The sequence below is a fragment of the Devosia sp. Leaf64 genome (genome assembly GCF_001421945.1).
Lineage (GTDB): Bacteria > Pseudomonadota > Alphaproteobacteria > Rhizobiales > Devosiaceae > Devosia.
In genome coordinates this window covers 824378-830950 of sequence record NZ_LMLO01000021.1, presented here as the reverse complement: position 1 = coordinate 830950, position 6573 = coordinate 824378, and the positions used below count along the sequence as shown (strand labels likewise).

The 6573-nt window shown below is 58.3% G+C and carries 6 protein-coding genes, 2 tRNA genes and 1 pseudogene; all 9 read right to left on the bottom strand.

Features of this window, described 5'->3' with window-relative positions:
- Positions 1 to 376: pseudogene (locus tag ASE94_RS17015) on the bottom strand (hypothetical protein); the annotation flags it as partial.
- 340 nt (positions 377 to 716) lie between these two features.
- The gene (locus ASE94_RS17010) at positions 717 to 1256 is read right to left on the bottom strand and encodes an outer membrane beta-barrel protein (RefSeq protein ID WP_162236111.1); all 540 of its coding nucleotides are present in this window, start codon (positions 1254 to 1256) and stop codon (positions 717 to 719) included.
- 218 nt (positions 1257 to 1474) lie between these two features.
- Positions 1475 to 2206, bottom strand: a complete 732-nt coding sequence (msrA, locus tag ASE94_RS17005; protein WP_061906716.1) for a peptide-methionine (S)-S-oxide reductase MsrA — start codon at positions 2204 to 2206, stop codon at positions 1475 to 1477.
- Positions 2207 to 2376: 170 nt separating this feature from the next.
- A tRNA-Asp gene (locus ASE94_RS17000) sits at positions 2377 to 2453 on the bottom strand.
- A gap of 285 nt (positions 2454 to 2738) precedes the next feature.
- Positions 2739 to 3248, bottom strand: a complete 510-nt coding sequence (locus ASE94_RS16995) for a hypothetical protein (RefSeq protein ID WP_061906717.1) — start codon at positions 3246 to 3248, stop codon at positions 2739 to 2741.
- A 71-nt stretch (positions 3249 to 3319) separates the two neighbouring features.
- A tRNA-Val gene (locus ASE94_RS16990) sits at positions 3320 to 3395 on the bottom strand.
- Positions 3396 to 3521: 126 nt separating this feature from the next.
- Positions 3522 to 3794 carry an HU family DNA-binding protein gene (locus ASE94_RS16985; RefSeq protein WP_035079006.1) on the bottom strand — a complete coding sequence of 91 codons (273 nt, stop codon included), beginning with the start codon at positions 3792 to 3794 and terminating at the stop codon, positions 3522 to 3524.
- Between the two features lie 188 nt (positions 3795 to 3982).
- A complete protein-coding gene (locus tag ASE94_RS16980; protein ID WP_062631389.1) occupies positions 3983 to 5182 on the bottom strand; it encodes a TCR/Tet family MFS transporter in 1200 nt (399 codons plus the stop codon).
- A gap of 143 nt (positions 5183 to 5325) precedes the next feature.
- On the bottom strand, positions 5326 to 6510 hold the full coding sequence (tet(30), locus tag ASE94_RS16975; protein WP_082461265.1) for a tetracycline efflux MFS transporter Tet(30): 1185 nt from the start codon (positions 6508 to 6510) through the stop codon (positions 5326 to 5328).
- Between the last annotated feature and the right edge of the window lie 63 nt (positions 6511 to 6573).

The following is a 6573-nucleotide window of genomic DNA, read 5'->3' as shown; positions in this document are numbered from 1 at the left end:
CGAGGACCGAGTCGGTCACGACTGCGCCAGCGCGGAGGTTAGCGAAGAATTCGCCGGTCGAGAGGTTGTTGCCCCAGACGTAGTCACCGGTGACTTCAGCACCGATCAGGAACGGGTCGACGGGGAGGAAGTTGACGCCAACAGCGCCACCGACAACACCCTGGGTGATCGAAGCGCCGGCACCCAGGTTACCGTACTGGTTGGTACCGACGAACTGACCACCGGCGCGAACACCAGCATAGAGGCCGTCCCACGAGAAACCAGCAGATTCATAGATCGGCTGCGGGGTGGTCGGGATGATGAGGTCAGCAGCCTGAGCGCCACCAACCATCAGAGCAGCGGCAGCAACGCCGAGCGAGAGAGAACGTACAAACATATCTTGCACTCCCAATAGAGTTAACCGTAGTCGCCGGACTAATGACTCAAGGGGTGAGGAGAGGCAACCCCGCCCCGACACATATTAGGCGGTGAGGATAAGTTTTCATGACCAAAATCGGCCATGTGTTGCCATAAGGTCGCTACTTTGGTTCAGTTTGATACAAATTGACGCATTTCCCAGGGGCAGAAGCCCAAAATGCGTAATCGTCCAGCGTCAGAAATAAGGCAGCTACGGCCTGTCTTGCCACATTGTTGCCGGAAATGCAAATGGCCTCGCAAGGATTGCGAGGCCATTTTTCATGATTCTGTAAGAATCAGGTTTGTTCGATCAAGTCTCATCAGAAATGGAAGGCGGCGCCGACCGTGAACTGGTCCTTGGGATTGTTCCCTTCGACCGGGAAGCCGTGAAGGTATTGGGCGCGGACAGACATATTGTCGGTGACCGCGACTTCGACGCCGCCACCTAGCAACACGTCACTTTCCTCGGGCACCCCGAGATCGATGCCATAGCCGCCGGCGGCATAGACGACGACATTATCGGAAACGACCAGACCGGCGCGACCGAGGAGCTGGCCATAGCTGGTGTCGAGATTTCCGCCGGTCACGCCCTGCACCGCGACTTCAGCGCCAAGCAGATAGAAATCGAACTGGGCGTTCACGCCAGCCATGGCGCCGAGACCATATTGCATCCCGCCGGCGTCGCTATTTTGGATGCCGCCATAGAGCCCTCCGTAAAAGCCGCTCCAGTCAAAACCGGCGTCTTCATAAACTGGAAGTTCGGCTGGGGTGCTCGTGGGCACGGTGATGAGATCGGCTGCAAAAGCGGAGCCCGACATGAGGGCGGTGGCAAGCGTTGCCAGGGCGATCTTCTGAGACATGCGCATCGCGGTTCTCCTTAGCATTGCGACCATCAGGTAAGTTGCAAACGGCAGATCAAACTGCTCGTTCCCTGATGGTCCTTTGCGGCCCACGAGCGATGCACATGTGCAACAGGTCTCGCGCGGCCAAGGCGAACTTCGTTGGGCAATCGGGCTTCAAGCGGCCGATGAGCGGGCTAAAAGAAGGCGCCGCCAATCGTTGCCCGGAGGTCACAGTGTCAGGAGGCGGCGAGTTCGCCAACGAGGACGGGATCGGCGCGGTAGTCAGACGGAAAGAGCGAAGCGAGCGCGTCGATCTTGGGCAGGTCGTTGCGCACGATATAGGGCCAGGTCGGGTTCAGCGTCAGGAAATCCTGATGATACTGCTCGGCGGGATAGAAGCCCTTGAACTGCTCGATGGTGGTTACGATCGGACCATCGAACTTTTTGAGGGCGTCGAGCTCAGCAATGTAGGCTTTGGCCGTGTCGGCCTGTGCCGCGTTGAGCGCGAAAATGGTCGAGCGGTATTGCGTGCCGCGGTCCGGTCCCTGGAAATTGAGCTGAGTCGGGTTGTGCGCGACGGAGAAATAGATCTGGAGAATTTTGCCGAAGCTGATGACTGTGGGGTCGTAGGTCACTTCGACCGTTTCGGCGTGACCAGTGTCCCCGCGCGAGGATTGATCATAGGTGGCCGTCTCGGCGCTGCCGCCAGCATAGCCTGAAACGGCCCGGGTCACGCCTTTGACGTGTTGGAAGACACCCTGAACACCCCAGAAGCAGCCGCCGGCGAGCACAGCTTTGGCGCTCGAGCCGGTTTCCTTGAGGTCTTTGGACGGAGGCGGAATTTCGACCGGCTCCTCCTGGGCCATCGATGGGCCAGACATGAAGGGCAGGGAAAGAATCGGGAGGGCAGCGAGGCCGCCGAGCAAGGAGCGGCGCGAGAGCTGAAAGCGCGGAGACGAGGACTGCATAAGACACCTGAGTTGCGAGGCGTCTCAGTCATAATCCCCCTGCCCTAACTTGCGTAGACACAAGTTGGAGAGACAGATCAGCAAACGACTAAGTGATCAAATTGCTCGTTTAGGATTTTAGAAGATCTTCGTTTCTTCACCACCCACATCTTCAAAACTGAAGGAAAGGGTGGCGCGAGAGACGGGGCTCGAACCCGCGACCTCCGGCGTGACAGGCCGGCGCTCTAACCAACTGAGCTACTCCCGCATCGGCGAACCGTGTGGCCCGCTGAACGTGACGCTGATGTACCCAGCCCCTATTCCTAAGTCAAGCGCTGCAAACGGCATCGGGCATAAAAACTTCACAGTGCACGATTGGCCTGTGGAAAACTCTTGAGGTTCAAATGATAAGCCGGGTTCGCTCACCTGGGAGATGAGGTCGATACTCCTGATTTACGGGTTTTGGATTGTGGCGCGGCAGAGGATGCGGGCCGCGGTCGGCTTCTAGCCTCAAGAAGGATCACAAAGCCAGTGTTATTTCAGATAGCGGGGCTCAGTCTGCGGTTATGGCGCGCAAGACCTGGGCGTAGGTGGATTTGTCCTGGTCCTTGCCATCGCGGCACTGCTTGGTGCCGATGGCGATCTGTGCGATATCAGGCGCCCTGCTCCCGCTTATCGGGAAAGATTTGGCCGCGGTCGAAGCGGTTTGGTGGTCGCTGTGCTCGTTGAAGTGGATAGCTGCGACATTGGCCTTGGCTTGATTCTGGAAAAGCACGACGACGCAAACATAGTCATCGTCCTTAAGATCGTAATTTGTGAGGATGGCTTCGACCTGCAGCGCACCACTGCCATGGGCGAGGATGAGATCAACCCACTGATTCCGCTTCCAGTCCCATTTGCCATGGAAGATATGGCATGGCGCGCTCGATCCGAGATCCTGGCATTCGGCGAGTTTCACCATACGCCAATCGTAGCCCGTCCAATCGCTGCGGCTATCATTGGCGACAGCACCAGGCGTCAAGGTCATTGCAGCGAGGATTGGGACGAACTTGGAAAGGAACATTGCCGCATTGTTGCGCAGGGAACACCGCGCCGCAACGGGCTGCGATATCTTGAAGCTTCACCAAGGGAGACTGGTGGGCGATGACGGACTCGAACCGCCGACATTCTCGGTGTAAACGAGACGCTCTACCAACTGAGCTAATCGCCCGTCCGACACAGCGTGTCTGGAACGAGGCTCTGATTAGGGGGCTTGCCCTGCCCCGTCAACTGCAAAACAAAACGGCCCCACGTTTTCCGCGGGGCCGCCTGGCAGAATGCGCTAAAAGCAAAGCTCTTAGTTGATCGCGTCCTTGAGGCCCTTGCCGGGCTTGAACTTGGCCTGGTTCGAGGCCGGAATCTGAATTTCTGCGCCGGTGGCAGGATTGCGGCCGGTCGAGGCCTTGCGCTGGGAAACGGCAAAGGTGCCGAAGCCAACGAGACGAACTTCATCACCCGACTTAAGGGCGGCGGTGATGGCTTCGAACACTGCGTCAACCGCTTCAGCGGCCTGAGCCTTAGTGATCGTTGCCTTGTCGGCAACGACGCCAACCAGATCGTTCTTGTTCATTGCGTATCCTCACGGTGAATGCCCGCCCTCGCTGGCGTAGCTTTAGGTGGCGGCAACCCTTGGTCGATTCTAGCTCGCACGCAAGTGTTTCCGCCGTTTTGGCGAGGCCGAACGGTACGGAAATGTTAATGGCGCGGAATTTTGCACCCGACAAGGCCGAACTCGCCCGAAAACCGGGCTTTTCACCATCATTCCGCCGGTTTTTCTGCTGTGGCGGGCATGGTTTGGATACCAGCCATCAACGGAAGCGCCAGAAGGTAAATAACGATAGCCACCATCCAGATGAGTCCTGGCCAATCTTGGCGCACTCCCGCGTAGATGTAACTGAAGAGTAGCGGACCAAAGACGGAAGCGATGCTGACGATGCTGGCCATGACGCCCTGGAGCTGACCCTGACGATCCGCATCGACCTGTCGCGTGGCGAGAGATTGCAATGCGGGCATGCCTATGCCGCCCAAGGCGAAGATGGGCGCCATGGCAAAGAGTACCCAACCGTGACCTGCGAAAACCAGCGTCAGCATAGCGCCGATCTCAAAGGTCATCCCGACGATCAAGGCCCAGCGTTCGCCGAGGCGCGCGACGGCAGGACCGGTGAGGAATGCTTGCGCGAGGGCATGAAAAACGCCGAAGGCGCCAAGGGACAGACCAATCATCATGCCGTTGAAGGCAAAGTGATCCTCGCTGAACTGCGCCCAGGCCGTGCCATAGACGGTGCCGACGAAGTTCATGATGAGGAAAATCGCCATCAGCGGCACCAGCGCCTTGAAGTTGAACGCCCAGGCGAGCGGCTTGAAGGGGTTGAGGGTCGACCAGGTGAACTGCGCCTCGGGCTGACCGTGCCGCGATTCTGGCAGCACGAAGAGCGCTAGGGCAAAATTGATGCCGTTGAGCGCGGCAGCGGCAAGAAATGGCGCATGAAGCCACCAATCGCCCAAAACGCCACCAAGGACAGGACCGATGATGAAGCCGACGCCGAACATAGCGTGGAAGAGACCGAAGCGTTGGGCGCGCTCTTGTTCAGGAGTTATGTCAGTAATGTAGGCGGTCGCCACGGCCATATTCGCGCTGGTGACGCCAGCAATGGCTCTGCCAATGACCAGCATCCAGAGGTGGGGCGCCAGCGCCATGATCAGATAATCGATCGCAGCGCCGGCTAGCGAAACGAGCAGAACCGGGCGACGACCGAAGCGATCACTAAGCACGCCGAGGATGGGCGAAAACAGAAACTGGCAGGCGGAGTAAAGCGCCAGCATAAGGCCGAGCAGCAGCGAAACATCGGTAGTGTGCCCGACATCGCGAAGGAGCGCGGGGAGAATCGGAAAGATCAGGCCGATGCCAATCGCGTCGAGCATGACGGCGGACAGAATTACGACGAGCGCCTTGTTCATCGAGAGCTCCAGGCCGCGGTTCAAACCGCCGGCTGCAGAATGAGGATGGCTTGTCTGCGCCTGAGAACAGCGCGAGGCAAGCCATTTGCTCTAGATGTATCGACGAATGGTGCTGACAGACTTCGGCAGCAGCGATCCCTTTCTTATGCCGGGACTGGCTTTGGGGATCTGACAGTCGCAAAGAGCGGTGTTGCCAGGAGATAAAGCGCAGCACCGACCAGCCAGATTGTGCCGATCCAGATATCCCGTGTGGCAAAGAAGATCACTGTGGTGAGGACGGGGCCGACAATACCAGCAAGGCTCATCAGACTGGTTAGAACGCCTTGTAACTGACCTTGCTGCTCATCACTGACCTTGCTCGTCAGCAACGACTGGAGCGCAGGCATGGCAACGCCACCGAGGGCGAAGAGCGGGGTGAGCGCATAACCCATCCAGCTTTGATAGGCGAAGGCCATCAAGGTGTAAGCCAGCGTATCAAAGGTGACGCCAATCATAAGCGTACCTAAATCGCCGAAGCGCCTGGTCAACGGACCGACAAGGAAGGCTTGAGCCAGAGCGCCGGTGACGCCGAAGACCGAAAGGGACATGCCTATATGCACCGAGTCCCAACCGAACCGCTCCGCACCATAGAAGACCCAGATCGTGCCGGGGACCGCGGCTATCAGGCCGAAGACGACCGAGACGACGACCATGGGCAGCAGCGGCTTGAAATTCCACAGCCAGAGCAGCGGCGCCAAAGGATTAAGTTGCTTGATATCGAATTTTCCCTCCGTTGCCTTGCGGCTTTCGGGAAGCACGAAGAGAGCAACGATCAGATTGATGCCGTTGAAAAGCGCTGCGGCGAGGAAGGGCGAACGGAGCCACCACGCGCCGAGAACGCCGCCGATGACTGGGCCGATGATAAACCCTGAACTCATCACCGCGCCAACCAAACCAAAGCGTTGGGCGCGTTGTTCGGGCGGGGTGATGTCGGTGATGTAAGCCGTGGCGACAGCCATATTGGCGCTGGTGATTCCGGCCATGGCGCGGCCGACGACCAAGACCCAGCCGAGAGGCGTCAGCGCCATGACGAGATAATCGAGCAAAGTGCCTGCCAAGGAAAGCAAGAGCACCGGACGCCGGCCAAAGCGATCGCTCAACGCGCCAAGGACGGGCGACGCCACAAATTGCATCGTGGCATAGACAGCGAGCATGGCTCCATAGAGAAAGCCAATATCGCCACCCTGAGTAAGCTGCGTCAGCAGTTCAGGCAGGATGGGGAAAATAAGACCGGCGCCGATCGCATCGATGGCGACGGTCGCGAGAATGACAATCAGGGCCTTGTTCATCAGGACCTCCAAAGGTAATTTATCATCGATAAGTTATTTATCGGTGATAAGCTCCTTTATCGC